The sequence below is a fragment of the Flavobacterium chungangensis genome, assembly GCF_042654045.1.
Classification (GTDB): domain Bacteria; phylum Bacteroidota; class Bacteroidia; order Flavobacteriales; family Flavobacteriaceae; genus Flavobacterium; species Flavobacterium chungangensis.
The window spans coordinates 38,995-65,764 of record NZ_JBHSFY010000011.1 but is presented as its reverse complement, the minus strand read 5'-3'; the positions used below and the strand labels follow the sequence as shown (position 1 = coordinate 65,764).

Genomic DNA, 26,770 nt, shown 5'->3' with positions numbered 1-26,770 from the left:
AAACAAATTATGGAAATTCAACAAAAAAATATTTGGTATGTAACCCTGCTTCTTACCATAATAGCAGGGTATTGCGATACCGTAACTTTTGTCGCAGCCGATTCGATATTTTCGGCGCACGTAACAGGTAACTTTATCGTTTTTGCCTATCAGATTGTAAAAGGTTCAGACCTTCATGCCTGGGTAAAACTGCTTACTTTTCCCGTTTTCATTATTGCGGTAATTACAGGAGGAAGAATTGCGCTAAAGGCAACCAATCGCTACACTATTTTATTTTGGGAAGGCATAATATTGATTTTAAGCGGTATTGCATCTTATGTTTTTGGCTATTTGCAAAACTTCGAACAATGGACCATGTATACAGTTGCTATGACAACAGTTTTTGCAATGGGACTTCAGAATGCTTTTGGAAAACTTTATGCGAAAGAAACCTATGGACCAACCACTATGATGACAGGAAATGTGACTCAAGCTTCTCTTGATCTAGGAAGTTTATTAAAAAATGGGTTTAAAGATGCCGAAGTTCTTTTAAGTTTTAAAAAACAGTTTATAACCTTAATCGGATTTCTTGTCGGATGTTTTCTAGGAGCAGTTGCAGGAAAGTTTTTCGGATTAGGAACTCTAATTCTACCCGGAGCAGCCATGATTATTTGCTATTTATACCACCGAAAAAGCTAGTCAAACCCACATTTTCAGATTGCAGATTTCTGATAATATAGTATCTTTAAAAAATGATTTTAGTTCCCTTTTTTCAAAAGGGAATTCTAAAATCGGTCCAAAAGAAATTTCTAAAAAACTCCAAATTCTTGGCTATTCCTGAAAATTCTGAAATTATACAAACAATGTAATGAAGGAGAAACTACTAATTGTTGAAGATGAATTTATAGTTGCAAATGATTTAAAAATCATGCTGCATAAAGCGGGTTATCAAGTTGTTGGTATTGCTGCGTCTGTAGCTCAGGCTCGAAAATTAATCGAAGAAAAAAGCCCTGACTGGATACTGCTTGATATCATTTTAAAAGGCCAATTGACTGGAATTGATCTAGCTTGGGAGCTTCGCCAAAAAAATCTGCCCTTTTTATATATTTCAGCAAATACCAATCAAAGTACACTTGAAGCTGTAAAAGCTACACATCCGTACGGTTTTATGGTAAAGCCATTTAGAGAAAAAGATCTTGTTGTAATGCTTGATATAGCCAGATATCGATTTAATCAAGAAAAAGAAGATTTGGCAGTAACGCATGCGAATCCAGAAACTCAAGAAATTCAAGGAATTATTGGTCAGAGTCCTCTCCTAAAAGAAGCCATTGAGAAAATAAAAATTGTCGCTCCAACTGAAACTTCTGTTTTAATTTTAGGCGAAAGCGGTACCGGAAAAGAAAGAGCAGCAAACGTAATACACGAACTTTCGGCACATAATTCACACCCGATTGTAGTAGTAAACTGCGCCGCTTTACCGCAATCTTTAATAGAATCTGAGCTTTTTGGACACGAAAAAGGCGCTTTTACAGGAGCTAATGCCTTAAGAATCGGTAAATTTGAGCAAGCCAATAACGGAACTATTTTTCTGGATGAAATTGGAGAATTACCTCTTGACTCTCAAGTTAAATTATTACGAGTTCTGCAAGAAAAAGAAATTCAGCGTCTTGGAGGCAATAAAACAATTAAAATTAATGTTCGCATTGTAGCGGCCACCAATAAAATTCTTGAAAAAGAAGTTGCAGAAGGCCGCTTTAGATTGGACTTATATTACAGACTAAATGTGTTTCCGATACAATTGCCTTCTTTAAGAGAACGAAAAGAAGATATTGAAATGCTTGCTACTTATTTTCTGAAAAAATATGCCGCAATTTCGAGAAGAAACGTAAACAGTATAAGCGCAAAAGCTTTAGAACAATTAAAAAATTACAACTGGCCAGGAAACATACGCGAATTAGAACATTTGATTGAAAGAAATGTACTTCTCGCCAAAACAAACGAAATCGAAAAATTTGATTTATCTTCCATTGCCCCTATCGTGTCTTTAGAAATCGGTACAGATAAAATAAAGTCGATGGAAGAAATGGAAAAAGAACATATTATGAATGCACTTCAAATGTGCAATGGCAAAGTTTCGGGTGTCGGCGGCGCTGCCGAACTTTTAAAACTGCAACCGCAGACTTTGTATTCAAAAATGAAAAAATTAGGTATAAAACAAGGATATAATTAAAATTATTTAACCGCAGATTTAACTGCAGATTTAACCGCAAAGTTCGCTAAGGTTTACGCAAAGGTCGCTAAGTTTTAATTAAAGATTAATTGAAAAATTTAAAGTTCGCAAAGGCTTTATGTAGACAAAGTTTTATCCGCACAAACCTTTGCGAACTCAATATTTAGATCTAGCTTAAGTTCTTAAAAAAAAATCTTAGCGAACTCTGCGTAAATTTTTTTACACAATCAAAAAATAAAAAACTTCGCGACCTTTGCGTAACCCTTGCGCCTTTGCGGTTAAATTTCACAAGCTATAAAAAACAGAATATATGGAAACAATAAAACTAGAATTAGACGAGAAAAAACATGGTGCTTTCAACCTTTATGTAGACGATAAAAAACTTGGAGAAATGACTGTAAGCATTAAACCAGATTTGCTGACCGTTTACCACACAGGAGTTGAGCCAGAAGCAGAAGGAAGAGGTTATGCTAAAAAACTTTTAGAAGAAATGGTCTCTTACGTACGTGCCAATAACCTGAAAGTTTTACCGCTTTGTCCTTACGTTCACGCGCAATTTAAAAGACATCCAGACGAATACGAAGATATCTGGAAGAAATAATTCTTGATAAAATGGTCTGGAATTTTCTCTCGCAGATTTGGCAGATAATGCAGATTTTTAGCTGAAAAAGATTTATGCAGATTTTTTATAATCATCTTTAAAATCAAAATCTGCTAAAATCTCTTTAAATCTGCGTGAAACATTAATTCGCTGTTCTAATAATTTAAAACAAAAAAACTATGAATACAGATATTTTAACAGATGGTATTCCTTTAAATGAAGCTAAAAAAGCCCTGATTCTAATTCACGGACGCGGTGCTAGCGCTCATGATATTCTTTCGATTGCCAAACACCTTAAGGTAGATGACTTTGCATTGGTTGCGCCTCAAGCAGAAAATAGAACTTGGTATCCGTATTCGTTTCTAGCTCCTTTGAACGAAAACGAACCATCTTTTTCAAATTCATTGGAAGCCATACATAAAGTTGTGGTGGCTATACAGCAAAACGGAATCGAAAAAGAGAATATTTATTTCTTAGGATTTTCTCAAGGTGCTTGTCTTGCTTTAGAATTCACTACAAGAAATGCAGCAAAATATGGCGGTGTCGTAGCGTTTACAGGAGGATTAATTGGGGATCAAGTTTATGAAAATCATTATTCTGGAAACTTCGAAAACACGCCTGTTTTTATCGGAACAAGCGATCCCGATTTTCATGTTCCTGTAGAAAGAGTCAATGAGACCGAAGCACTTATGGAAAAAATGGGTGCAGATGTTACTAAAAAAATCTACCCAAATATGGGACATACGATCAGTCAAGATGAGATAAATTGTGCCAACGCATTAATTTTCAATAAAAAATAATGATTACGATAACTCGCATTTACAGCGATCCCAAGGGAGAAAGTCATTTTGAAGACTTTGAAGTTCCGCTGAAAAACAATGGCGACATCGGATTTTTATCAGATGATGAACCTGTTAAATCTATCATTTTTAGAGAAGTTAGCCCTTCATACGATTACGATTTTCACAATGCTCCAGATCGTCAATACATTGTTTTGCTGGAAGGAGGCGTAGAGATTGAAACTTCATTAGGAGAAAAAAGAAAATTCAATACGGGTTCTATTTTACTGGTAGAAGATATTACAGGAAAAGGGCACAAAACCAAAAATATGGAACCTAAACTTCGAAAATCTATTTTTATAAAGTTGGTTTAAATAGTTTCAAGTTTCAGGTTCAAAGTTTCAAGTTTCAAGTTCTGTCGAACTTTGTCAAAGTTTAAAACTTTGACAAAGTTTTACGCTGTCAAAAAAATCAATCCAAAAAATGCTCTTTTTTAATTCCTAGCTTCTTCATTCTAGAAGTTAATGTTGTAGACGGTAAACCGAGTAAAACAGCTGCGCCTTGCGGTCCCGAAATTCGTCCGTTACATTTTTTAATCACTTTTAGAATGTGCTCCTTCTCTACTTCTTGAAGGGTTTTGGTATAAAATTCATTGACCAAAGTATCTGGGCAAGCCATTACAATTTCAGGAAAAATCATTTCTTTGATCTTGTCATCTTTGGCAAACAAAATGCTTCTTTCTACCATATTCTCCAGCTCGCGTACATTTCCAGGCCAAGCATTAGCCATCATACTGTTGAGAACTTTTTTAGAAAACCGTTTTACATTTCTTCCCATTTTTGCAGCATGCTTTTTTAAGAAAAAATGTCCCAAAACTGGAATATCTTCTTTACGATCGCGTAAAGCAGGAAGTTTGATCGGATAAACATTTAATCTAAAATATAAATCACTTCTAAAACGCTCGCCATAAACTTCCTTTTCGAGTATTTTATTGGTTGCGGCAATAACTCTAGCATTCACTTTTATGCTTTTGTTTCCGCCAACCCGTTCAATTTCTTTTTCTTGCAAAACACGAAGCAGTTTACCTTGCAATTCTAATGGCAACTCTCCTATTTCGTCTAGAAAAATGGTGCTGTTTTCGGCTTGCTCAAACTTACCAATTCTTTGTTCGGTTGCTCCTGTAAAAGCACCTTTCTCATGACCGAATAATTCGCTTTCGATCAAATTTTCGGGAATTGAAGCGCAATTTACTTTAATCATTTTTTGATTGGAAACTTCAGATAAATTATGAATTGCACTTGCTACCAGTTCTTTTCCTGTTCCTGTTTCTCCCAAAATTAAAACCGTAGAATTTGAAGATGCTCCTTGAGAAATCAATTCATAAACGCCTTTCATGGCATCACTAGTTCCTATAATTCCATGAAAACCTTCCTTTTTCTGAATGTTTTTTTCTTTCTTTCCTAAAATATGCTGCTTCAATATTTTCAACTCAGCAAACGCATTTTCATTTTGTTGAGTCAGCATAATGTTTCTCACCGTAATAGAAAGCTGCATTACAATTCCTCTTAAAACACGATTCGATTCTCTGTTGAAAATTTTAGCATTCTTAAAAAAAAGAAAAAGCACATATCGATTTCCTTTTATATAAGGAAGCCCAATTCCAAATGTATTTTTAAAGCCTTTTTTATAGATGTTCTGAATGTAATCTGGATACTTTGAATTTGATAAATCGAAAGAAACTACATCAGCCGAATTAAGGCAATCATCAAAAAAGCCATCATTTATAGCATACCTTTTTGAATCTACATATTGATCTGTTGAATGAAAAATGAAATAATCTCCTTTGCTTTCATCAGAAAAAGCCAAAATAAAATCATCAAATTGGAAGTTCTCTTTTAATATTCCGTTTATAACGGATTCGAGTTCCTTTTTGTTTAAAGCCCGAGAAAGTGCTGTACAAATAGACATAATAAGCATTTGTTCCTTTTCTCTTTCCTGCAATCGGTTTATTGCGATCGCAGCTTTATCTATAGGCTTTTCCATAAACGGTATTTATTGTGGTATTTTGGCGGTGATAGCGTAAAAATAAGGAATAGCATTTAGTAAACAAGTATAGATTTTCTAAATATGCCATTTTCAAATCATAAAATTACGATATATCGTAGGTACTAAAATCTGATACTTCTTCGAAAGCCCTGTTTTCAAAGCCTTTATTAAATCGGAATGTTATTTGGTTTGCTTTTGATGTTTTCAAAAAACAGTGCGTTTTTATTTCTTAATCTAGGTTAATCGATGCAGAAGCATAACCGCCGTAAATTTGTAAAAGAAAAATCAATAACAATTTAATATAAAAAATACCATGGAAAATAAAATTTTAGGCTTACACCATATTACTGCAATTGCAGGTGACGCTAAACGCAATTTTGACTTTTATTCAAAAATTTTAGGATTAAGATTCATTAAAAAAACAGTGAACTTTGACGATCCAGGAACATACCACTTTTACTTTGGTGACGAAGTAGGAAGCGCAGGAACTATCTTAACCTTTTTCCCTTGGGGAGCAGGAATTCAGCAAGGAAGAAAAGGTTCTGGAATGGCAACTGAAATTGGATATTCTGTTCCTAAAGGAAGTCTAGATTTTTGGCAAAAACGTTTCGAAAAATATAATGTAATTTACAATAAACCAGCTGAAAAGTTTGGTGAAAAATATTTGACTTTCTTAGATCCAGACGGATTAAAATTGGAGTTAATCGAATCTAAAACAGACGATAACAGAAAAGCTTGGGAAACTGACGAAGTAAAAGCAGATGTGGCTACAAAAGGTTTTCATAACATTACGTTGACTTTAAACAATGTTAAACCAACTGCGGCTATCTTAACTGATATTTTTGGTTATAAATTGATTGACCAAGATGTAAACCGTTATCGTTATGCAACAGATGCTGTAGAAAATGCTGCTATTGTTGACTTGGTAGAATTACCGGAAGAAAAACGCGGTTTAAATGCTAACGGAACTGTGCACCACGTAGCTTTCCGTGTGCCAAACGATGAAATTTTAATGAAATTCAGAGAAAAAATCGAAGAATACGGATTGCAGATTACTCCGCAAATTGACAGACAATATTTCCATTCTCTATATTTCAGAGAACCAGGTGGAGTTTTGTTTGAAATTGCAACAGATAATCCTGGGTTTACAGTAGACGAAAGTTTAGAAGAATTAGGCCAAAACTTAAAACTTCCAGCTCAATACGAATCTCAAAGAGCTGCTATTGAAGAGCATTTGGTTAAAATTAATTAATTTAAATGCTTAACTGGGATTAATCCCCGAATAACACAACTATTTTTTTTAAAAAGCTATCCTAATTTGGGATGGCTTTTTTTTTGGAGGGAAGGGGAATTGAAAAGACCTTTGATTTACGAAAAAACCTACTTATATTTACTAGCAAAATTACTTTATATAGTAACAACTTATCCAATTAATTTTATAAACCGACATTTAAGTGCCACCATAAATGAATAATTTATTTTGCCATAAATAAAATTAATACGGACAATAAAATTGCATTATTATAAAATAATAATCTTTTAAATTAAATAGCGGAGCAACATTTCAGAATTTTCTCAATAGTTCTGTAGATGTCGCAAATTTTTCAAAACAAAAATTGTCTATTTTTTTTATGAAAATTAATTAAAAAATATGCCTAAAAGTAGAAGAAGATATATTCCCAAAAAGAAAACATCTGATAAGAAAAAACCTAAACCTTATGAAGTAATAAAGCACAAATTTATCCAATTTGAGACTCCTTCATTAGAGCATATTCCATTTGACAAAAAAACTAAAGCAATTTGTGAAATTGGTATTAATGCCTCAATTGAATTTGAAAATGAATACGTAAAATTAATTAACTATTTTGAAAATTATGATGCTCTTTATTTATGCTCTTTCAGTTCATATTATTTCATGAAACAGAAAGAAGGAATAGACGAAGAAGCTATAAATGGACACATTGAATTTCCTCCCTTTTTTTTGGAAACTTTGCAATGTATCTCATTAAAATCTTTGAGAAAGATAACGGGAAAACCCCTTCATGATAAGATCGAAGATTTCAAAACGACAATTCAAAATCTAAACCGTAATCAATCATATTCTTATTTAAAGCTATTAGAAAACGTAAAAAGCCAAGATGATATAGCGGTAATAATGTTAAGAACTGAAATGATGACTAATACTTTAGCCGTTAGAAATTGGGCATATATTCATCAAATGGAAAACATTGCATTCGAACTTTCAAATTTAATAGAAAGCAAATTTTTAAAAAGTCAAGGGTTCAGTCCTAAAAATTTTCTTGAAATACTATTTAGTCTTGCAACATTAACTGAAAAAAAGTTAAATATTCATTATAGAAAGACTCTTTCATTTGCTAAAGAGAAATCGTACACTGCTATATTTAATAAATATGAAGAAAAATTCAATGAAATAGAAAAAAATGATCAAGCATCTAGGGAAAAAATCTGGCAAATGGTTGGAAAAAAAGTAACAAATTTAAAAGGAATGCTTTTAGAACATTCTGATTATTTTCTAACAGAAATATTTAGTCATAATTCCAATGAAATATATAATCACATTTCGAAAAAAATTCCAGAAAAGGAAATATCAAACATTCTTGATAAAATAAGCTACAACTTTGGTGATCTTTCCGATTTTAATAAAGATTATATTTTTCTTGATAATCCAATACATTCAAAACCTTTCATTAAAATTGAAGAGAATACATATTTTTCAATAATTGCACATATGTTCAGTCATTTAGGAGTTAATTTATTGGAAAAATTCATACAAAATGATATTGATCTTAATAAGGAATATACACTGCAAAAAGGTAAATATCTTGAGAATAAAGTTGAAAAACTCTTTAAAGATGCATTTGCAAATGCCCAGGTATTATCTGGTAGCTTATGGAGATGCCCTATTTTACAGAAGGATTTTGAAAATGATTTAATTGTATTAATTGAAGACTTTGCAATAATTATAGAATGCAAATCAGGTATAGTTTCTTCTCCTGCAAAACGAGGGGCAACTGATCGATTATTCAAAACTTTAAAAGAATTAATTGTAGAGCCTTCTGAACAAGCAATTAGGTTTGAGAATTATCTAAAAAATGAAAAGAGAACACATCAATTTCAAACTAAATCAAAAAACATAAATGTTATTAATAGCAACAAAATTAAATATTATGTCCCAATTGGAATAACCCTATCTAATTTGGGTTCAATAGGTTGTAACCTAAAAAAATTAATTAACTCAAAAATAATATCACACAAACTAAATGAATTAGCCCCTTCTATCAGTTTAACAGATTTAGAAATTATATTTGAATTACTTCCTTTTGAAGCTGAAAAAATTCACTATTTATCAAGGAGGCGCGAATTTGAAGCTCATTTAGATTTTCAAGGTGATGAAATGGACTTGTTTGGATTTTATTTAGATAATGGATTTAATATTGGAGAAGTAGAATATAATGGTTCAAATTATATCAATATGACGCTAAAATCGAAAGAAATTGATCCGTATATTATTGGAAAACATAGGGGGGTAAAAGTTAAAAAACCATATTTACAAAAAACAAAATATTGGAACGACATCTTAACAAAATTAGAAAACAAAGGCAATAATTGGTTAGTTTCATCATATATTTTATTGAATCTTCCTAAAGAAGATCAAATTAAGTATGAAAAAAACTTAAAAATACTCATGAAAATGATAATTGAAGGCAAATGTGAAAAAAAACACAATTGGATGGAAATGTTTTGTGGTCCAGAAAGGAGAAAATATGTTATTGTTGGTTTTCCCTATTTAAATATTGATAAAACAACAAGAAATACAGTAATAAATGAAATAGTTGCTTCATTAGAAAATAAAAATGTTAGAGGTATTCTTATACTTGGATATGATTTAAATTCGTACAATTATCCATATTCAGTAATTGCTGGTAGCCTAAAAACAGAACTCTTTGATAGTTTAGAATTAAATTAACAAATCCCGTATCACCAACAACGCGCATTTGCAATCTGTACCCGTAAATTTTGTCTATTTTCTGTAAATACAAAAATTACATATTTAGTGTTGAGTTTGTTTTTGATAATTTGCATTATGTCTCACTGTTGCGGGTTACTCATGCCGAAATTGCAATAATTCAAAAATAGAAGAAGAGTGCTACTAGAATTTTCTATACTCCCTTTCTCTGCAATGTTCCTTCCGAAACGTTAGTCAAATCTCAAAGCTTTACAACATACAATTAAAAAATATCAATAGTAGAAAATTGCGCAAATAAAATCAAAAACAACAGATTTATCCCAAACACATAACACAATAAAGCTGTCTAAATTCTAGACAGCTTTTTTATGATTACTTTGTAACATAATTCTTCTTCGGAGCAATAAATTATCTATAAAAATGTTTTTTAAACACTTTTAAATCCCTTAGTTTTACTCCTCCAAACAATCCTAAACATGAAAAAAGTAATTTTCTTACTTTTACTAACTTTCTTTACCACAACCACTTTTTGCCAAAACGAAACCAATAAACTTAAGCTTCAGAAAGATAGATTGATGCTGCATAATGTCGCTATTTATCTTCGTAACGTTAATCAAGGTTCGATAGATATTGACAGCGCGATGATTTTGGCTAGCAAAGCGCACAAACTTCCGTACACGCTTGCCAATGATGAAGGTTTTAATGATGGATCTAACTTTCCGGGAAATAATTTAATTACCAATAATTACGCCCGCGGAGCAGAATTGCTATTGCCAAGATTAAATACAGTCGATCAAATTAGACTGTCCTTGCAAATTGGGAGTTTTTACCTTTTTAAAGCTGGCGCGAAAAAAGATGATCTAAAAAATGCGCTTTTGTATATTAATAAAGCCCAAAAACTGGCAGAAAAATCTAAAATTCAAAAGTGGAATTTTCAATCCAAATATCTTCTTGCCAAATATTATTACCAAGCAGACAAACCACAACTGAGCAGCACCATTTTTTCGCAACTGGTTAATGCCGCAAGAAAAACACAAAACGAACAAATATTAGCAGAAGCTATTGACAATCAAGGCACGTTTATGCCAGATAGCAACAAAGAAAAAGCAGTTATTCTAGCTGAGGCTTTGGCTATTTATAAAAAATTAGGCAACAAAGAAAAAGAGCTTGAAACCTATATGAAAATAATTCCGGTTCATTTTTGGACTGGTAAAATGAAATTGGCCAGACAAGAACTCCTTACAAGTCTTAATCTTCAGAAAAAAATTGGTTTTCTATATACACAATATACCGAAACGACTATTTCGTATATCGATTTATTCAACAATAATTTTAAAGATGCACTATATTACGCTTTAAGGAGCGTTAGCTCGATGGAGAAAACAAAAGATTATGCTTTTGCGGATAGTTTTTACATACGCCTCGGCAATATATACAACAGCACGGGCTATTATGACGATGCCATTAAATTTTATCAGAAAGGAATTGAGTACAATCAAAGAGAAATTAATGCGGGGACTTGGTACAAAAGTTTTTTTGGTTCTGTAAGGGCATTAATGGATAATTCTAAATACTCAGAAGCATTAAAATATCTGGAAAGCAACTCTAAAAAATACCCTCCAAAAAACGATTTGGACAATATGATCCTGAATCAGCTTAAGGCGCGCTGTTATGAAGAATTAGGAAAGTTAAAAGAAGCCGAAGCCTGTTATGAAAAACTTGATTTTTTTGCAAAAAAACTAAATTCAGCAGAAACACTCAAAGATGTCGCGACTTGTACTTCGATTATGGCGCTATTTTATGTCAAAATTCATAAGCCAGAAAAAGCAGAAGAAATAACCAATCGCATCCTTGCTACAACTCATCATACTGAGGGTTTTAACCGTTATGTTTTGGAGCTTACTTTATTCAAAATTGATTCCTTAAATGGAAAATATTTCTCTGCGATCGAACACATGAGAAATTATACTCGAATTCAAGATTCGATGGATAACATGCGTAAAAACCTTGATTATGAAAATTTGAAATTCAAGTTTGAAACAAGTGCCAAAATACAAAACATAAAATCTTTAAAAGAGCAGACCGATCTTCAGAAACGTGAATTGCATTCTTCCAAACTTTTAAATACAATCTCTGTAAGCAGTTTACTTTTATTACTGATTATCATCATTTTATTGTACAACAGAGCCAAAATAAAACAGCGCAGCACGAGCCGAATTCAGTTAAAAGAAAAAGAAATTAAGCTTAAAAATGTAAAATTGGAGCGTTTGGTCGAAGAAAAAGAATGGCTTTTGAAAGAAATTCATCATCGTGTAAAAAACAATCTTCAAACCATCATTAGCCTGCTTAATTCTCAATCTTCTTATTTAAAAGATGATTTGGCGATTTCTACCATAAAAAACAGCCAAAACAGAATTTATGCCATGTCATTGATCCATCAAAAATTATATAAGGAAGACAATGTTTCTATGATTGATATGCCCGATTATTGCAATGAATTGGTTGAGTATCTAAAAGAGTCTTTTAATGCCGAATACATTCATTTTGAAGTGAAAATTGATGCGATAGAATTGGATATTTCGCAAGCCATTGCATTGGGTTTAATTATCAACGAAGTAATTACCAATTCGATAAAATATGCTTTTAAGGATACGCAAAATTGCATTATCAGACTTTCATTATCTGAGATTTCAGAAAACTGCTATAAGTTATTTATTTCTGATAATGGAATCGGCATACAGGATATTGTAGAGTTGCAAAATAGCAATTCGTTCGGAATGACACTTATAAATGGCTTAAGCAATACGCTTGAAGGAGATTTAGCGATTAAAAATGAAAATGGACTTAGCTTTGAGTTAGTATTTAAAAAGGAATTTAGATAAAAACTAATCTTCGGCGCCCATTAATTCTATTTTAGCCATAATTAATGCAAGATTATTTTCTAAAGTAATCTTGCCATCGCGCCATTCTTTTTTATTAGATCCTCTTGAAATTCTAAAAATGAAATCGCCTGTAAAAATGTAGCCAGAAGTTTCTCTTAAACCTGTTTTGGTTATTCTTTTCTGGGCTTCTCTTAAATCGATTTTTATTTCATTTTGATTTCTAAAGACGATGGTATCCAAACCATCAAGACCTTTTCTAAATTCATGACCGCGATATTGAATCAGTTTGATTAAAGCATTCATAAACAGCAAAGCACGATTCAGGTTTTCTTTAGAAACATTTAAATCTAAAATCTCCAATTTATCTGGCCGAATATCTTGATTTAAAGTTTTGTCTTCCCAATATTGCTTGGTTGCCGTAATAATCTCAAACGGATTTTCTAGCTTATCGCTAATGGTCAACGGAGCATCGACATCGTTTTTGATGCTTTGAGCCAAATCAAGCAAAGGTGTAGATTTTGAAGGAACTCTAAGTTGCATTTCGTACGTCTTTTTTAAAATGGCAATTTCATTATTTCCTTTAAAATCCGATGAAAGTTGAGGAACATTTTTCCTCTTATATGCGGGTCCAATCCAGTGTCTGCTTTTAGGAAGCGGAATATTCATTTTTTCGCAAGCATTTTTAATTCCCATACTAGAAACTTCATAATGTTTTGCAATCTGTGGAATTGGAAATTTCCAAACCAAGCTATAAAGTTCTGATCGGGTAAAAGTAATTTTGTCCATAAATCAGATAAAATCAATTCAAAAGAAAATTCACCATCTCTATAATTTCTTATAGCAATGGTGAATTAAGAAAAATTAAGTACTACTCTACTCCGCCTCCTAAAGCACGGTACAGGTTAATTGCTGCATTCAGTTTTTCGAGTTTTATGGTTACCAGATCCAATTCGTTTTGAAGCGAACTGTTCTGCGCTGCGATTACTTCAAGATAATTGGCCATTCCGCTTTTATAAAGCAAAGAAGCATCTGAAGTCGCTTTATCTAGAGATTCTGCTTTATCTTTTGCTAAAACAATGCGTTCGTCTGCATACTTCAATCTAGACATGGCATCATTTACTTCGCCAACTGCTGTTATAAAAGACTGTTTGAATTGTACAACCGCTTTTTCTTGTTCTAAAACCGCTACTTCATAAGCTGTTCGCAAGGCTTTTTTTCTAAAAATAGGCTGCGCTAAATTGGCCGCAATTGTTTTGGTAACAGAACCTGGAAAATTAAACCAGTTTTCAAATTCAAAAGAGTTCAAACCAATCGACGGACTCAGACTTAAAGTCGGATACATCGTTGCTTTTGCTAATCCCGTTTTAGCATTGGCAGACATTACCGCATATTCGCTCGCTTTTACATCTGGCCTTCTGCTTAAAAGTGAAGCTGGAATTCCTGTTGGAAAAAGTACCGAAACTTCGGCAGCATCAATATTCCCAGCTCTTTCAATCTTATCTGGATATTCTCCGCATAAAATCTGCAAAGCATTTTCTTGAACTGCAATATTCGCTTTCGCTAAAGGCACTAGCAATTCGGCCGTTTTTTTCTGAGCCTCAGTTTGGTTTACTGCCAAAGAACTAATAGAACCTGATTTGTATTGCAATTGCATCATGCTCAACGTATTCGTGCTCAACTCGATGTTTTTTTCTGCAATTTTCAGCTGTTCATCTAAACCTAAAAGATTATAATAAGACTGCGCTACCTGAACAATAATTCGAGTCTTTAATGCCGAAAGGTTTTCTTTTTGAGCAAAATAAGCCGCTTTAGCATCTCTTTTCTGCATGGCTGCCTTTCCCCAAATATCGACTTCCCAAGAAAGGCGAAGATTAGCGCTGTAGTCATCCATATAATCTTTACCAATAAACTGTTGGCTCAAAGATCCATTCAAAGAATTTTTTGATGGATAAGAACGGCTCGCTCCAGCATCGAAATCTAGTGTGGGTAATAACGATAATTTGGCTTGTTTATAACTGAGGTCGAGCTGTTCCATGCTTTTCATGGCAATGATAACTTCATTGTTTTTGACTAAAGCTTTTTCAATCAAAGCAACCAGCAAAGGATCTTTGTAATAGTTTTTCCACGGAAGCAAAACTGTATCTCCAGTAACCGCGACTTCTTCGCGGTACTTTTCTGGAGCATTTAAATCTGTACGAGAATATTTTTTGCCTACCACACACGATGTCATGATCGCTCCGGTAAGTAAAACCATTCCGATTTTATATAATGTTTTCATTCTTATTCTTTTATCGTTTGAACTTGAGTTGCGATCTTTTTTCTAGATACTTTTTCCTGTAAATATTGAAATACAATGAAAAGTAACGGAATCACAAAAACGCCCAGTACAACACCGCTAAACATTCCGACAGCCGCACTCACACTGATTGATCGGTTTCCAACTGCAGTTCCTCCAGAAGCAAACATTAGCGGAATCATACCGACAATAAAAGCTAGCGAAGTCATGATAATTGGTCGTAATCTTGATCGTGAACCTTCAATTGCAGCTTCAACTATCGTTAATCCGGCCAGACGTCTCTGCAAAGCAAACTCCACAATCAAAATGGCATTTTTAGCTAGAAGTCCGACAAGCATGATTAATCCGACCTGAACATAAATATTGTTATCTAAACCAACCGCTTTAATTCCCGCGAAAGCGCCTAAAATTCCTGTAGGTATAGAAAGCAATACCGCAAGTGGCAATAAATAACTTTCGTATTGAGCAGCAAGCAGGAAGAATACAAACAATAAACACAACCCAAAAATGGCAACTGTCTGGCTTCCTCCTGCTTTTTCCTCCAAACTTAAACCTGTCCATTCGTACGTATAATCAGATGGAAGTTTATCTAAAACTTGTTCCAGATTTCCCATAATTTGTCCGTTACTATAACCTGGCAATGCCATCGCTGTAATGTTCACCGAATTATAAAGGTTATAACGGTTTACCGATTCTGGTCCGTATACTTTGTGGAACTTCACAATCGATTTTACTGGAACCATCTGCATATTTGCATTTCTTACGAAAATTTCATTAAATGCATCTTCATCCATTCTAAAAATACCATCGGCTTTTACATTCACACGGTAAAACTTACCAAATCGTGAAAAGTCAGCAGATTGATCTCCTGCAAAATACGTCTGGATATTTCCTAAAAGTTCTTTGATATTCACTCCCATTTGACGTGCTTTGTCTTCGTCAACTTCCAACTCCAATTGCGGATAATCGGCTCTAAAAGTTGTGTAAGCGTATTGCACTCCAGGTTGCTGCATAATCTGTCCGATTACTTTATCAGACATAGCTTTTAAAGTTTCTGGGCTTCTCGCCATTCTATCTTGCAACACAATCTCAGCACCACTCGTTACCCCAAAACCTTCAACTGGAGGCATTCTGAAAACCATAATCTGACCTTCTTTAATTTTAGCCAGTTTTCCACTTACGATATTCATGATTTCCTCAATATCCTTAACTGCTCCCCTGTCTTTTTTCGGCTTCAGTTTGATAAAACCTAAACCATAAGCGGGGCTGGCACTATTACTCAAAATATTGAATCCTGTAATACTCGTATTTACATCAATCGCTTCTATAGGAGCTAATTCTTTTTCTAATTTCTGAATGACAGCTGTTGTACGATCCAAAGCCGTTCCTGGTGGCATTGATAAACTGTACACCATGAAACCATCATCTTCTAAAGGCACAAAACTTTTTGGTGTCGATGTCATCATGTACACGGCAAATGCTGTAATTCCAGCCACTAAACCAGCCGCAATCCATTTTCTTCCAATTAAAAAACGTACACCTTTAATATATCTACCCGTTAAATTGTTGAAACTTGTATTGAATCCGACAAAAAAGCGGTCTTTAAAAGTAGTTTTGTGCTCGTGATCACCATGTTTAGATCCGTGATTCTTTAGCAAAAGCGCACATAATGCAGGCGTTAATGTTAAAGCATTTACTGCCGAAATAATAATCGCAATCGCCAGCGTATAAGCAAATTGTTTGTAGAAAATCCCCGAAGATCCCGTCATAAATCCGATCGGAATAAATACCGCCGACATGACCAAAGTAATCGAAATTACAGCTCCCGTGATTTCTGCCATGGCACTGTGTGTTGCTTCTTTGGCCGAAATTCCTTCGTCTTCTTCCATTTTACTGTGCACGGCTTCGACGACCACAATCGCATCATCGACCACAATTCCGATCGCCAATACCAAGGCAAAAAGCGTTAAGATGTTAATCGTAAATCCGAAAACCAAAAGGAAGAAAAACGTTCCCACAATCGCGACCGGAACTGCAATAGCTGGAATGATCGTCGAGCGAATGTCTTGAAGGAAAATAAATACTACTATAAATACCAGAATAAAGGCTTCAAAAAGAGTCGATTTTACCTGACCTGTGGCTTCATCCAATCTTTCTTTGGTACTCATTACGTTAACGTATTTAATACCTGGAGGAAAAGATTTAGACAATCGCTCTACTTCTTTGTTGATTCCGATTTCAATGTCATTCGCATTAGAACCCGAAGTTTGTAAAATCGCCATTGTAACAGCATTTTTACTATTCGATTTATTATCACCGCTATACGAAATAGAACCAAATTCTACTCTCGCTACATCTTTAAGTCTCAAAACATTGCTGCCAACGTTTTTAACCACAATATTTTCATACTGCTCAGGTTTGTTCTTTTTTCCTTTATAACGAATTACATATTCTAATGCCGCAGAAGATTCTTCTCCTAATTTACCTGGAGCCGATTCTAAACTCTGTTCTGCAATGGCCTGAGTAACATCTGACGGAACCAAACCTGCATTGGCCATTTTACGAGGATCCAGCCAGATTCTCATCGAATAATCTTTTTGCCCAAAAATCTGAACCTGTCCTACTCCCGGAACACGTTTCATTTGAGGCACTAAGTTGATATTGGCATAGTTCTGTAGAAACAACTCATCGTATTTGTTATTATCATCTGTATATAAGTTGAAGATAACAATCATACTATTTTGCTGCTTCGAAGTCGTTAATCCCATACGGATAACTTCCTGAGGCAATTTTGGAGTGGCTTGCTGCACTCTATTCTGCACGTTTACCGCAGCCTGATCTGGGTCTACACCTTGTTTAAAAATGACACTGATCGAGAAAGATCCATCATTACTTGCAGTAGATTTAATATACTGCATATTTTCAACTCCGTTAATTTGCTCTTCTAAAGGTGTTACTACCGAACGAATAACGGTTTCACTATTCCCTCCCGGATACGAACCACTCACCATAACTGTTGGTGGCGAAATATCTGGGAATCTCGTTACCGATAATCGGGTAAGACCTATAATCCCCAGTATAACTAGTACAATAGAGATAACTGTGGCCAATACTGGCCTGTCTATTATTTTCTTTAACATGGAAATGTTATTTTATTGAATGAAAAATTATTTACTGCTTGCGTTTTGAGCAGCGATTTTTGGAACGACTTCCATACCATCAAAAAGGACATCGATATTGTTGAGTGCCACTTTATCTCCAGATTTTAATCCAGATTTTACAAAATAATCTGCTCCTGCGCTTCCTGCAATCTCGATTGGAACCATGCCTACTTTGTTGCCTTCTTTTAGAACAAAAACAAAGAATTTATCCTGAATATCTTTTACGCTTGCCATTGGAACTGTAATGACAGATGACAAGCTTTTGTTCAAGACAATTCTTGCAGAACCTCCAGAACGCAATATCTTTTTCGGATTTGGAAAAATGGCTTTCAAAGCAATTGTTCCTGTTGCACGATCGATGTTCCCGCTGGCTACTTCTAGTTTTCCTTTTTGATCGTATTCGCTATCATCGGCCATAATTAAGCTTACGGTCTGATTGTTTTTTGCATCTTTTGAAAAAGCCAAATAATCTGCTTCTGTTAGAGAGAAATAAACAAATACACTGTTAATCTCTGAAAGTGTCGTTAACGGAACGGCATCATTTGGCGTAACCAAATTTCCGATACGGTTTGGAATACGGCTAATATAGCCGCTTACAGGAGCTTTAATCAAAGAGAAATCGGCATTTAACTGAGATGATCCTAAAGCGGCTTTAGCCTGTGCTACTTGTGCAGTCGCGGCCTCGTAATTGGCTTGTGCTGTTTTTAACTGCATGTCTGAGAAAACTTTCCCTTCAACCAAAGGTTTGATTTTCTCTACTTCTAGTTTTGAATTGGCCTGATTGGCCAAAGCGCTTTTGTAAGCTGCACGGCTATTGTTTACTTGCTCAGCGTAAACATCGCCTTTTATTTTAAAAAGAGATTGTCCTTTGGTTACGTAGTCTCCTTCTTTTACATAAATGGCTTCCAAATAACCAGATACTTGTGCTTTTATGTCAACGTTTACTGTACCTTCGACTGTTCCTGGATATTTCTTTTCTACTTCTCCTGTAGCCGAATTGGTCTGAAGAAAGTCTACTTCTGGCTTTGGAGGAGCCATTTGTGCCTCTCCGCTTTTTCCGCATGAAGAAAGGGAAATGGTTATTAATAAAATTGCAATCCTGCCAATTGCTTTATTATTTTTAAAAAACTGTTTTGTCATTTTACTTTTCATTTTTAAATGAATTACCTCAAATTTGGGCGCAAAATAACAGATCAAAACCCGTTTTTTAGGGAAGAACTTTACCCAAACGGCATTTTTTGATACTGAAACGTTGGCTTGGGTTTATGCCGCGAAGGCGCTAAGGCACAAAGTTTTTTTTTAAAAGAATAAATGAAAAGGAATCTCGCAAAGTCGCAGAGTCGCTAAGTTTTTTTATGCCACAGATTAAAGGATTAAAAAGGATTATTTCTCGCTGATTGAGCAGATTTTAACGCATTCTTTGTCATCCTGACGAAGGAAGGATCACACACGGAATTACGCAAAGTATGACGGACAATCTTTGTCGAGTTTCTAGTGTGATCCTTCCTCCGTCAGGATGACAAACTTGGTGTAAACCAGACTTTTCGAAGAAAAGAAGAACCTTTGAACCTTTGTCCCTCTGAACCTTTGCACCTAAAAAACTCAGAACCTTAGCATCTTTCTCACCTATCCATCCACTGTTTAAAGAAAGGTGTTTTTTCCCTGCTGATGATTACTTCGCGTTCGGGATCGAGTTTTAATTGGATTTTGAGTTTTGCGTTGAAGTAGTTCGCAATAGATTTGATGCTTTCTGCACGAATGAAAAACTGGCGGTTGGCACGAAAAAAGAGATTAGGATCCAATTCTTGTTCCAGTTCTTCCATAGTTTGTGGAATCGAAATAATTACACCCGATTTTAGGAATAAATTACTGGTTTTGAATTCCGAATATATAAAGTCGATATCGGAAACGTCTACGCTTTTGTATCCGTCACGATAGGTTACTAAAAAGCGCATTCTGAAAACTGGTTTTTCAATCAGTTCCTTTAGAATACCGGCGATATTAGTCACGCTGGTTTCGTTTTTATTTAAAGATTTAAATTTGGTTAAGGCAAACTCCAATTCGTTCTTTTCGATAGGTTTCATCAAATAATCGATGCTGTTTACCTTAAAAGCACGAATTGCATATTCGTCATACGCTGTGGTAAAAATTACGGGACAGGTAATACTAATTTCATCAAAAATGGCAAAACTCAATCCGTCTGCTAGACGAATATCCATTGTAATCAGATCTGGACAGGGGTTTGATTTTAACCATTCTACTGTATCCACAACTGTATCAATGATTCCTAAAATTTCACAGTTGGGTTCCAGTTCTTCGAGCAGCCTTTTTAGTCGGCTGGCGTTAATGCTTTCATCTTCTACAATTAAAATTTTCATAACTTTTAAATTAATGGCAGACGTACCTCATAATAGCTGCTTGATTCATTAAAAATCGGCATTCTCTCAGATAAAATTTTATAACGAAATTCGATGTTTTTATTTCCTATTCCTGTTGAAGCCAAGCTTTTTCCAGCGGTTCTCTGCAAGTTATTTCGAACGATAATATCACCAGAATCAGAAAAAACAGTAATCGTAAGCGGATTGGCCAAAGTTGCCATATTGTGTTTTACAGCATTTTCTACCAACAACTGCAAGGTTAATGGCGGTAAATGGAGTGCTAAAGAAGGAGAATCAACTTCAATTTTCAAATCGATTTTATCGCCTAATCTTTTCTTTAGCAAATAAAAATAAGCATTTAGAAATTCTATTTCTTCTTTTACAGTAATGGTGTCTTTATTTGAATTGGAAATCATATAACGATATACTCTCGTTATATTTTCTAAAAACGAAGCCGCTTCTTTCTGATCTTCATAAATCAGCTCTGTCAAAGTGCTGAAATTATTGAAAACAAAATGCGGATCTAACTGCATTTTAAGAGATTCTAATTTTGAACGTGTTACTGATTCTTGAAGTTCTGACGCTTTAATTTTTAATTCGGCCGTTTCAATAGCGTTTAAACGCCATCTGTTTAGCAAAAATATTCCGGTATGAATGGCACTAATGAAAAGCGAGATAATCGCCGCCATTATTTTAGACTGCCAAATAGTAACGAGATCATTTTCTTCCAGTGCTGTACAAGGATATAAATAATCCCAAAGGCAAGAAAAAAAGTAGTTTAAAAGTATATTTCCAGCAATAAGACAAATAAACTGTGCTATTGCTCTAAATGCTGGATTTTGTTCCCAACTTATGTAGTAGTTTAATTTTCGGCCAACAAACAAAGTTAACTCTGTAAGGATGGCGCAGTAAAGTAAAATGATGAAGATATCGAAGGTCTGGTCTAAATCGAGCAAACCTTCTTCTTCAAAATTCCTATATGGATTTAGAAAATAATAGGACGAAAGATAGACCAAAAAAACGGCTGGAATTACTATAACCCTGTAGTATTTATAGAAAAAATTCTTGCCCGATTTTTTATTTTGGTTCTTTCTACCCATTTATTCCCTCAACTGTAAAATTGAAAAATCCTATCTTATTAGTGTTCTACTAGAACACCTTCTTCTTTTTTGTCTGCTTTTATGGTAGCAGTTGGATTTTTCTCACGCATAACGCCCCATTTTAAGCACGTTGCACCCCAAGAAAATCCTGCACCAAAAGTAGTGATCAATACATTTTGTCCTTCTTTAAAATCGTCTTTGAAATCCCATAAACACAACGGAACTGTTGCAGATGTTGTATTTCCGTAACGATCAATATTTACTTTTACTTTATCAAAATCAATATTCAAGCTTTCGCTTACAGCATTAATGATTCTCAAATTTGCTTGATGTGGTACAACCCAATCAATTTTATCTGCTTCTAGTTCATTTTTTGCCAAAGCATCTTGCGAAACTTGGCTCATTGCTGCAACGGCTCTTTTAAATACAAAAGCACCGTCTTGTTTTAAATAATGTGTTCTGTGCAAAAGACTCTGCATAGAAGTTGGATTTCTAGAACCTCCAGCCGGTACAGCTAGAGAAGAAACTCCGCTTCCGTCTGTTTTTAGAATGGTTTTCATCAAACCAGCATCAGATTCTGTTTTTTCTAACAAAACTGCTCCTGCTCCATCTCCGAAAAGAATACAAGTATTACGGTCTTCATAATCTACGATAGAGCTCATTTTATCTGCTCCAACGATGATTAATTTTTTATAACGACCGCTTTCAATCATGTTTGCTCCCATTTCTAGAGCATACAAAAATCCGCTGCAAGCTGCATTCATATCAATTCCAAAAGCATTTGTAAGTCCGCTTTTATCGCAAACAATACTTGCTGTTGGCGCTAAAATGTGATCTGGAGTTGCCGTTGCTACTAACAACGCTTCTATTTCCTCGCGATCTACCTTATAGTTTTCGATAAGATTTTCAATCGCTGCTGCGGCAAGATCAGATGTTGCTGTGTCGTCGTCTGCGATTCTACGTTCTCTAATTCCAGTTCTTTTAATGATCCATTCCTCCGATGTATCAACAGTTTCTGAAATCTTTTTATTGGTCAAAATTGATGATGGCACGAAACCACCTATTGCTGTAATAACTGCGCTCATTGTTTTTTATTTTTTTTTAAGCTTTGTACTCTTAGAACGCAATGCTTAATACTTTTTCTCTTCTTTTTTCAACTCAGCTCAATTAAGAACTGATGCAGGAAACAGAGTGGTATTTCTTAAAAAGCCGATTAAATCTGCTAGCAATATCATTTACTGAGAAATATTGTTTTTAAAAAACCTGAACAAGCTGAAAACATTATACAAAATCCAATTAAAATAAATTAAAAATATACACCAAGTATTCTCTCGGTATTACTTTGGAATAAAATCTTTAATTTATCTTATTTTTAAAATCATACAATGCTATTTCAGTTTGCAGATAATTCCCAATTATAGCTGTTGCCATACTGATAAAAAAACCTATTGCATTTAAGTTTTTAGAGTGCCACAAAATTAATTTAAAAAAATCTGAAACTAGCAGACAATTAAGAATAATTAACAAAACTGCCTTAAATGTTAAAATATATTTTTGAAATTCGACATCAAACACTAAAAATTATAGAATCCCTAAAATCAAAAAAAATCTGTTAAAATTTATTTTGATAAAATTTCTTCAAAAAAACCTTGTAATTTTTATATCATTGTTTTTAAAACAAATTAATCTTTAATAATTTGGAAACGATAATAATGGAATATCTAACCCTGCTGCCAAAATTCTAGTTTTGCTTCTGTGAACCAAAGAATCCCAAAAACCGTATTTTTGAGGCACCATAATTAACAAATCGGCTTCATAATTCTTTATTTCCTTCTTAATTTCGTTAATCACCGCATTCGATCTTACGGTTTTATAAAGATATTTTACGTCTTCAAATTCTTTTTCGATATTCGAATTCATTAAAATCCTGTGCTGCTCTTCTTTTAAATCGTCCAATTTTTCATCTACGCTAAAAAATTCGATTTCTGCTCCAAAATCTCCTAAAGCATTTTTGATCCAGCTAAACTTTTTAATAGCCGAAAAACTCAAACTATCACAAGCGTATAATACTTTTTTGATATTCAAGAAACGGGCATTTTCAGGAACGGCCAAAACTGGAATTTGAAGATTCTTAATGGCTGTTGTAGTTGAATTTCCTAGCAATTCTTGTTCAAAAGAACGTTCTGCCATTCCCATTACCACAACATCTGCATTGGTTTCCTTGATAATTTTTGGAAGCTCATCTTCCAAAAAAGAATAGGTACAAATTGCTGCTGTTTCAATTTTAAACGAATCTGCTATTTCTTTGGCTAAATTTTCTAGTCTAGAAATTGCTTTATCAATCTGTTTCTGCATTGCGTCTGCAGTAATATGCGAGTTTGCACTGTGTACACTCAGCGAAAATGAATTAAATAAAACCAATTTTGCTCCCGTAGCTTTTGCAAGCCCAGCAGCATAATTAACTGCATTAGTGGCAATGGCAGAAAAATTTGTTGCGGCGATTATAGTAAGAGGTGAATTCATAGAATATAATTAAGCTTTTGCGCAAAATTGCTTAAATAAAGGCTTCAAGCATTTTTTATATAACTGAATGATCATTTTTAACGACTCAACCGTAAAATATCATTTCTGAAAAAACAGCCTTTCCTTTTTTGTTTCTTACTTTAAAAACCATAAAAAAATAATCGGCTCTGACCGTTTTAATATTTATTACTTTTACTTTTATTAAAACTTCAGCAATGGATGCCAAATCTTTATTAAAAGAACATGTTTATAAAATTGTCACCTTAACAGACGAACAGTTTGATTATTTCTTTTCGCATTTTAAAACAGAAACTTTTAAAAAAGGACAAACTATTATTAGTGAAAGTCAGGACGTTGACAAAGAATATTTTGTCATTTCGGGCTGTTTAAAGTCCTTTTATGTCAATGATGACGTAAAAATGTACATCCTACAGTTTGCTATGCCAACTTGGTGGGCTTCTGATTATGCGGCACTTTACAACAAAACTAAAGCTACAATTAGTGTAGATTGTGTGTCGGATGTTGAAATTCTTTCTCTTTCAAATCAGGATCGAGAGAAAATCTGTAGTGAAATACACGAAATAGAACATTTTTTTAGATGGAGAACCAATCGCGGTTATGTCGCTTCTCAGAAAAGATTGCTTTCTTTTATGAATAATGACACCAAAACGAGATACGAAGAATTGCTTGCTCTCTATCCTGCCTTGTACAATACTGTACCTAAACATTTAATCGCCGCTTATCTCGGTGTATCCAGAGAAACTTTAAGCCGATTGTACAACGCTTCTAAACCGCACTGACGAATGTGATCTACATCACGTAATCTATTTTGAATACCGCCATTACTTTGTACTATAAATTAATAACAATTTAAAATACAGAATAATGGAAACTAAAAATTTTAAAATTTCGAATACTGAAAGTCAAGTAAACTGGATTGGAAAAAAAGTTACTGGACAACACAATGGAACAATTAATATCGCGAATGGTAATTTTACTTTTTCTAATGACGAACTTACTGGCGGAAATGTCGTTATAGACACGACTTCTATCCTAATTCTTGATGTTACAGACTCTGCAACAAATCAGCAATTTGCGGGACATTTGGCATCTGAGGATTTCTTTTCTACAGACAAATTCAAAACTGCATCTTTAGACATTACGGCTGTTTCTAAACAATCTTCTTCAGCTTATTTTATCGAAGGCAATCTTACCATTAAAGCCATTACACATCCAATTGGTTTCAATTTGGAAGTAAAAAAAAATGAAAACGATCTCAAAGCTTCTGGTAAAATCATCATTGACCGTACCAAATATGATATGAAATTCCGTTCTGGAAATTTCTTCACCAATCTTGGAGATACTTTGATTTACAACGAATTTGAATTGGATGTAAACCTAACAGCAAAACTTGCTTAATACCTAGAAATCATGCCATATGTAAAAATTGAAGTAACTCGTGAAGGTGTTACAAGAGAACAAAAACAGCAGCTCATTTCTGGCATTACGCAATTAATAACAGATGTTTTAGACAAAGATCCCAGTCTTACACACATCGTGATTCAAGAAATAGAATTAGACGATTGGGGATTTGCAGGCGAACAGGTTTCTGTCTTACGTGAAAGAGGCACTACAGCTCAAAAAAAATAATCACTTTAAAATCAGAAAAATGAAAACAATTATAGTAACCGGTGCCTCAACAGGCATCGGTAAATCAATAGCTCAGTTATTTTTAGAAAAAGGCTACAATGTAGTGATCAATTCTGCGAATTTGCAGAATCTTGAAACTACTTTTAAAGAATTAGGACATGCAAATCAACTTGCAATGGTACACGGTGATGTAAGTCGTATTGCAACAGGAAAAGAATTAGTTCAAACTGCTTTAGACCGTTTTGGAAGTGTTGATGTATTGGTAAACAATGCAGGGATATTTGAGCCACAATCTTTCTTAGATGTTGAAGAACAAGACTTAGATCGTTTTTTAAACATTAATTTAAAGGGAACTTATTTTACAAGTCAAGCAGCTGTAAAACAAATGCTGCAACAACGTGAAGGATCAATTATCAACATCGGAACTGTTTTGGTAGATCATGCCATCGACGGATTTCCTGCAACTGCGCCTATTTCTAGCAAAGGCGGCGTTCATGCCTTTACAAGACAACTTGCTGCAGAATTCGGAAAAAACAATATTAGAGTAAATGCGATTGCTCCAGGGATTATTAGGAGTCCGCTTCAAGCTAAAACAGGTGTCGATAATGCAGATAGTTTGGCGGGATTACATTTATTGAAACGCATTGGAGAAACCCATGATGTGGCACAATTGGCTCTTTATTTGGCCGAAAGCAATTTTGTAACGGGCGAAATCATTAATTTAGATGGCGGACACGTTGCTGGACACAGTATCTGATAACTTCAAAACTTAAAATCATGGAAAATTTTGGCACTAATGCAGCTCTGATTACAGCTGTGCTTATGAATTATTTTAACGGAATTTATACTGGTGATGTTCCTTTATTGCGAAGTGTTTTTCATCAAGAGGCAATTGTTGGTTTTGATATTAATGGAGAAACTCATTTTAAAACCGTAAATCAATATCTGGAAGGCGTAAAAAACCGTAAAAGTCCACAGGAATTGGGAGAAGAATTCAAAATGAAAATCCTATCTTTAGAAATTATCAATAATACCGCTGTCGCGAAAGTTCAAGTTCCGATATTCGAGTATAATTATTATGACCTTTTAAGCCTTATCGTTGTTGATGGCAAATGGGTTATCAGTAACAAATTAGCAACTAAAGTAAATTAAAATAC

The 26,770-nt window shown here is 34.2% G+C and carries 22 protein-coding genes; 13 read left to right on the top strand and 9 right to left on the bottom strand.

Annotated features, from left to right (window positions below; genetic code table 11):
- Nucleotides 1-9: 9 nt before the first annotated feature.
- The 5 genes from ACFO3N_RS16915 (at nucleotide 10) to ACFO3N_RS16895 (ending at nucleotide 3,963) form a co-directional block, all read left to right on the top strand.
- The gene (locus ACFO3N_RS16915) at nucleotides 10-678 is read left to right on the top strand and encodes a YoaK family protein (RefSeq protein WP_379799659.1); all 669 of its coding nucleotides are present in this window, start codon (nucleotides 10-12) and stop codon (nucleotides 676-678) included.
- Nucleotides 679-847: 169 nt separating this feature from the next.
- Entirely contained in the window at nucleotides 848-2,209 is a 1,362-nt protein-coding gene (locus ACFO3N_RS16910; protein ID WP_379799657.1) for a sigma-54-dependent transcriptional regulator, read from the top strand.
- Between the two features lie 310 nt (nucleotides 2,210-2,519).
- Nucleotides 2,520-2,810 (top strand): GNAT family N-acetyltransferase, encoded by a 291-nt coding sequence (locus tag ACFO3N_RS16905; RefSeq protein WP_379799655.1) that lies wholly within the window; start codon nucleotides 2,520-2,522, stop codon nucleotides 2,808-2,810.
- 179 nt (nucleotides 2,811-2,989) lie between these two features.
- Nucleotides 2,990-3,610 (top strand): alpha/beta hydrolase, encoded by a 621-nt coding sequence (locus tag ACFO3N_RS16900; protein WP_379799653.1) that lies wholly within the window; start codon nucleotides 2,990-2,992, stop codon nucleotides 3,608-3,610.
- A complete protein-coding gene (locus ACFO3N_RS16895; RefSeq protein WP_379799651.1) occupies nucleotides 3,610-3,963 on the top strand; it encodes a cupin domain-containing protein in 354 nt (117 codons plus the stop codon). Before ACFO3N_RS16900 ends, ACFO3N_RS16895 begins: the two co-directional genes overlap by 1 nt.
- Nucleotides 3,964-4,060: 97 nt before the next feature.
- Here ACFO3N_RS16895 and ACFO3N_RS16890 read toward each other — a convergent pair whose 3' ends face one another.
- Nucleotides 4,061-5,632 (bottom strand): sigma-54 interaction domain-containing protein, encoded by a 1,572-nt coding sequence (locus tag ACFO3N_RS16890; protein ID WP_379799649.1) that lies wholly within the window; start codon nucleotides 5,630-5,632, stop codon nucleotides 4,061-4,063.
- Nucleotides 5,633-5,948: 316 nt separating this feature from the next.
- Between ACFO3N_RS16890 and ACFO3N_RS16885 the strand changes: the two genes are divergently transcribed.
- The 3 genes from ACFO3N_RS16885 to ACFO3N_RS16875 all read left to right on the top strand — a co-directional run bounded on the left by ACFO3N_RS16885 (nucleotide 5,949) and on the right by ACFO3N_RS16875 (nucleotide 12,505).
- Nucleotides 5,949-6,887: a ring-cleaving dioxygenase gene (locus ACFO3N_RS16885; RefSeq protein WP_379799647.1), complete on the top strand. Its 939-nt coding sequence runs from the start codon at nucleotides 5,949-5,951 to the stop codon at nucleotides 6,885-6,887.
- 399 nt (nucleotides 6,888-7,286) lie between these two features.
- Nucleotides 7,287-9,623: a hypothetical protein gene (locus ACFO3N_RS16880; protein ID WP_379799645.1), complete on the top strand. Its 2,337-nt coding sequence runs from the start codon at nucleotides 7,287-7,289 to the stop codon at nucleotides 9,621-9,623.
- Between the two features lie 476 nt (nucleotides 9,624-10,099).
- Nucleotides 10,100-12,505, top strand: a complete 2,406-nt coding sequence (locus tag ACFO3N_RS16875; RefSeq protein ID WP_379799643.1) for a histidine kinase dimerization/phosphoacceptor domain -containing protein — start codon at nucleotides 10,100-10,102, stop codon at nucleotides 12,503-12,505.
- 3 nt (nucleotides 12,506-12,508) lie between these two features.
- Here the strand turns inward: ACFO3N_RS16875 and ACFO3N_RS16870 are convergent, their stop codons facing one another.
- From ACFO3N_RS16870 to ACFO3N_RS16835, 8 genes are all read right to left on the bottom strand, one after another.
- Nucleotides 12,509-13,291 carry a hypothetical protein gene (locus ACFO3N_RS16870; protein WP_379799641.1) on the bottom strand — a complete coding sequence of 261 codons (783 nt, stop codon included), beginning with the start codon at nucleotides 13,289-13,291 and terminating at the stop codon, nucleotides 12,509-12,511.
- An 82-nt stretch (nucleotides 13,292-13,373) separates the two neighbouring features.
- A complete protein-coding gene (locus tag ACFO3N_RS16865; RefSeq protein ID WP_379799639.1) occupies nucleotides 13,374-14,783 on the bottom strand; it encodes an efflux transporter outer membrane subunit in 1,410 nt (469 codons plus the stop codon).
- Nucleotides 14,784-14,785: 2 nt separating this feature from the next.
- The gene (locus ACFO3N_RS16860; protein ID WP_379799637.1) at nucleotides 14,786-17,941 is read right to left on the bottom strand and encodes an efflux RND transporter permease subunit; all 3,156 of its coding nucleotides are present in this window, start codon (nucleotides 17,939-17,941) and stop codon (nucleotides 14,786-14,788) included.
- A 27-nt stretch (nucleotides 17,942-17,968) separates the two neighbouring features.
- Nucleotides 17,969-19,102 carry an efflux RND transporter periplasmic adaptor subunit gene (locus ACFO3N_RS16855; protein WP_379799635.1) on the bottom strand — a complete coding sequence of 378 codons (1,134 nt, stop codon included), beginning with the start codon at nucleotides 19,100-19,102 and terminating at the stop codon, nucleotides 17,969-17,971.
- Between the two features lie 482 nt (nucleotides 19,103-19,584).
- Nucleotides 19,585-20,340: a LytR/AlgR family response regulator transcription factor gene (locus ACFO3N_RS16850; protein WP_379799633.1), complete on the bottom strand. Its 756-nt coding sequence runs from the start codon at nucleotides 20,338-20,340 to the stop codon at nucleotides 19,585-19,587.
- Between the two features lie 5 nt (nucleotides 20,341-20,345).
- Nucleotides 20,346-21,440 carry a sensor histidine kinase gene (locus tag ACFO3N_RS16845; protein WP_379799631.1) on the bottom strand — a complete coding sequence of 365 codons (1,095 nt, stop codon included), beginning with the start codon at nucleotides 21,438-21,440 and terminating at the stop codon, nucleotides 20,346-20,348.
- 38 nt (nucleotides 21,441-21,478) lie between these two features.
- On the bottom strand, nucleotides 21,479-22,525 hold the full coding sequence (locus tag ACFO3N_RS16840; protein WP_095929132.1) for a beta-ketoacyl-ACP synthase III: 1,047 nt from the start codon (nucleotides 22,523-22,525) through the stop codon (nucleotides 21,479-21,481).
- Nucleotides 22,526-23,129: 604 nt separating this feature from the next.
- Nucleotides 23,130-23,963, bottom strand: a complete 834-nt coding sequence (locus tag ACFO3N_RS16835) for a universal stress protein (RefSeq protein ID WP_250835919.1) — start codon at nucleotides 23,961-23,963, stop codon at nucleotides 23,130-23,132.
- 215 nt (nucleotides 23,964-24,178) lie between these two features.
- Between ACFO3N_RS16835 and ACFO3N_RS16830 the strand changes: the two genes are divergently transcribed.
- From ACFO3N_RS16830 to ACFO3N_RS16810, 5 genes are all read left to right on the top strand, one after another.
- A complete protein-coding gene (locus ACFO3N_RS16830) occupies nucleotides 24,179-24,763 on the top strand; it encodes a Crp/Fnr family transcriptional regulator (protein ID WP_379799628.1) in 585 nt (194 codons plus the stop codon).
- 85 nt (nucleotides 24,764-24,848) lie between these two features.
- Nucleotides 24,849-25,382 carry a YceI family protein gene (locus ACFO3N_RS16825; RefSeq protein WP_379799626.1) on the top strand — a complete coding sequence of 178 codons (534 nt, stop codon included), beginning with the start codon at nucleotides 24,849-24,851 and terminating at the stop codon, nucleotides 25,380-25,382.
- Nucleotides 25,383-25,394: 12 nt separating this feature from the next.
- A complete protein-coding gene (locus tag ACFO3N_RS16820) occupies nucleotides 25,395-25,613 on the top strand; it encodes a tautomerase family protein (protein ID WP_379799624.1) in 219 nt (72 codons plus the stop codon).
- A 19-nt stretch (nucleotides 25,614-25,632) separates the two neighbouring features.
- Nucleotides 25,633-26,370, top strand: a complete 738-nt coding sequence (locus tag ACFO3N_RS16815; RefSeq protein ID WP_379799622.1) for an SDR family NAD(P)-dependent oxidoreductase — start codon at nucleotides 25,633-25,635, stop codon at nucleotides 26,368-26,370.
- Nucleotides 26,371-26,390: 20 nt separating this feature from the next.
- Nucleotides 26,391-26,765: a nuclear transport factor 2 family protein gene (locus tag ACFO3N_RS16810; RefSeq protein ID WP_111290579.1), complete on the top strand. Its 375-nt coding sequence runs from the start codon at nucleotides 26,391-26,393 to the stop codon at nucleotides 26,763-26,765.
- The last annotated feature ends 5 nt before the right edge of the window (nucleotides 26,766-26,770 follow it).

What these genes read in the sequence shown, in the direction of transcription:
- ACFO3N_RS16915 (WP_379799659.1), top strand. Translation starts at nt 10, where the DNA reads ATGGAAATTCAACAAAAAAATATTTGGTATGTAACCCTGCTTCTTACC.
- ACFO3N_RS16910 (WP_379799657.1), top strand. Translation starts at nt 848, where the DNA reads ATGAAGGAGAAACTACTAATTGTTGAAGATGAATTTATAGTTGCAAAT.
- ACFO3N_RS16905 (WP_379799655.1), top strand. Translation starts at nt 2,520, where the DNA reads ATGGAAACAATAAAACTAGAATTAGACGAGAAAAAACATGGTGCTTTC.
- ACFO3N_RS16900 (WP_379799653.1), top strand. Translation starts at nt 2,990, where the DNA reads ATGAATACAGATATTTTAACAGATGGTATTCCTTTAAATGAAGCTAAA.
- ACFO3N_RS16895 (WP_379799651.1), top strand. Translation starts at nt 3,610, where the DNA reads ATGATTACGATAACTCGCATTTACAGCGATCCCAAGGGAGAAAGTCAT.
- ACFO3N_RS16890 (WP_379799649.1), bottom strand. Translation starts at nt 5,632, where the DNA reads ATGGAAAAGCCTATAGATAAAGCTGCGATCGCAATAAACCGATTGCAG.
- ACFO3N_RS16885 (WP_379799647.1), top strand. Translation starts at nt 5,949, where the DNA reads ATGGAAAATAAAATTTTAGGCTTACACCATATTACTGCAATTGCAGGT.
- ACFO3N_RS16880 (WP_379799645.1), top strand. Translation starts at nt 7,287, where the DNA reads ATGCCTAAAAGTAGAAGAAGATATATTCCCAAAAAGAAAACATCTGAT.
- ACFO3N_RS16875 (WP_379799643.1), top strand. Translation starts at nt 10,100, where the DNA reads ATGAAAAAAGTAATTTTCTTACTTTTACTAACTTTCTTTACCACAACC.
- ACFO3N_RS16870 (WP_379799641.1), bottom strand. Translation starts at nt 13,291, where the DNA reads ATGGACAAAATTACTTTTACCCGATCAGAACTTTATAGCTTGGTTTGG.
- ACFO3N_RS16865 (WP_379799639.1), bottom strand. Translation starts at nt 14,783, where the DNA reads ATGAAAACATTATATAAAATCGGAATGGTTTTACTTACCGGAGCGATC.
- ACFO3N_RS16860 (WP_379799637.1), bottom strand. Translation starts at nt 17,941, where the DNA reads ATGTTAAAGAAAATAATAGACAGGCCAGTATTGGCCACAGTTATCTCT.
- ACFO3N_RS16855 (WP_379799635.1), bottom strand. Translation starts at nt 19,102, where the DNA reads ATGACAAAACAGTTTTTTAAAAATAATAAAGCAATTGGCAGGATTGCA.
- ACFO3N_RS16850 (WP_379799633.1), bottom strand. Translation starts at nt 20,340, where the DNA reads ATGAAAATTTTAATTGTAGAAGATGAAAGCATTAACGCCAGCCGACTA.
- ACFO3N_RS16845 (WP_379799631.1), bottom strand. Translation starts at nt 21,440, where the DNA reads ATGGGTAGAAAGAACCAAAATAAAAAATCGGGCAAGAATTTTTTCTAT.
- ACFO3N_RS16840 (WP_095929132.1), bottom strand. Translation starts at nt 22,525, where the DNA reads ATGAGCGCAGTTATTACAGCAATAGGTGGTTTCGTGCCATCATCAATT.
- ACFO3N_RS16835 (WP_250835919.1), bottom strand. Translation starts at nt 23,963, where the DNA reads ATGAATTCACCTCTTACTATAATCGCCGCAACAAATTTTTCTGCCATT.
- ACFO3N_RS16830 (WP_379799628.1), top strand. Translation starts at nt 24,179, where the DNA reads ATGGATGCCAAATCTTTATTAAAAGAACATGTTTATAAAATTGTCACC.
- ACFO3N_RS16825 (WP_379799626.1), top strand. Translation starts at nt 24,849, where the DNA reads ATGGAAACTAAAAATTTTAAAATTTCGAATACTGAAAGTCAAGTAAAC.
- ACFO3N_RS16820 (WP_379799624.1), top strand. Translation starts at nt 25,395, where the DNA reads ATGCCATATGTAAAAATTGAAGTAACTCGTGAAGGTGTTACAAGAGAA.
- ACFO3N_RS16815 (WP_379799622.1), top strand. Translation starts at nt 25,633, where the DNA reads ATGAAAACAATTATAGTAACCGGTGCCTCAACAGGCATCGGTAAATCA.
- ACFO3N_RS16810 (WP_111290579.1), top strand. Translation starts at nt 26,391, where the DNA reads ATGGAAAATTTTGGCACTAATGCAGCTCTGATTACAGCTGTGCTTATG.